This is a genomic window from Ramlibacter sp. WS9 (genome assembly GCF_003797765.1).
GTDB lineage: Bacteria > Pseudomonadota > Gammaproteobacteria > Burkholderiales > Burkholderiaceae_C > Ramlibacter.
In genome coordinates this window covers 1-974 of sequence record NZ_RKMB01000088.1, presented here as the reverse complement: position 1 = coordinate 974, position 974 = coordinate 1, and the positions used below count along the sequence as shown (strand labels likewise).

Genomic DNA, 974 nt, shown 5'->3' with positions numbered 1-974 from the left:
TCAGCACACCACGACCGCCGCTCGGCTGTATCACTTCCCGCACGGCGGTGATGTGATTGACTCCCCAGGAGTGCGTGAGTTCGGCCTCTGGCACCTGGAGCCGGAACAAATCACTCAGGGCTTTGTCGAATTCCATGACTATTTAGGTCTGTGTAAATATCGCGATTGCAAACACGATACCGATCCGGGCTGCGCTATCCGGGAAGCGGTTGAGGAAGGGAAAATCGCGGAAACCCGTTTCGAAAACTATCACCGTATTCTGGAAAGCATGGCGCAGGTAAAAACGCGTAAAAACTTTTCTGATACGGATGACTGACAATTAAGCTAACCGTCGTTAGAATCGTCCCCTTTTTTTCAGGATCCGGCATGTAGGCCGGATCAGGAACGACAAAACAATGGCCTGGAGGCTACCTTGTTAAATTCATTTAAACTTTCGCTACAGTACATTCTGCCGAAACTATGGCTTACTCGCCTGGCGGGTTGGGGCGCAAGCAAGCGGGCAGGATGGCTGACAAAACTGGTTATCGATCTGTTCGTTAAATACTACAAGGTCGACATGAAAGAGGCGCAAAAGCCGGACACCGCCAGCTACCGCACCTTTAACGAATTCTTTGTCCGTCCGCTGCGTGACGAAGTACGCCCAATCGATACCGATCCGAATGTACTGGTCATGCCTGCCGATGGCGTTATCAGCCAGTTGGGTAAAATCGAAGAAGATAAAATCCTGCAAGCCAAAGGCCACAACTACAGCCTCGAAGCCCTGCTGGCAGGCAACTATCTGATGGCGGACCTGTTCCGCAACGGTACGTTTGTGACCACTTACCTCTCCCCGCGTGACTACCACCGCGTACACATGCCGTGCAACGGTATTCTGCGTGAGATGATCTACGTGCCGGGCGATCTCTTCTCCGTTAACCATCTCACGGCTCAGAACGTGCCGAATCTGTTTGCCCGTAACGAACGCGTGATTTGCC

General features: G+C 52.3%; 2 protein-coding genes. Both read left to right on the top strand.

Translation table 11 applies throughout. The features are described from left to right. Positions 1-316: ribosome small subunit-dependent GTPase A (gene rsgA, locus EEB15_RS33040; protein WP_064605858.1), on the top strand; the 316-nt coding region annotated here is incomplete at its 5' end. Positions 317-412: 96 nt separating this feature from the next. Then, a partial coding sequence (gene asd / locus EEB15_RS33035; RefSeq protein WP_141514234.1) for an archaetidylserine decarboxylase occupies positions 413-974 on the top strand: 562 nt, incomplete at its 3' end.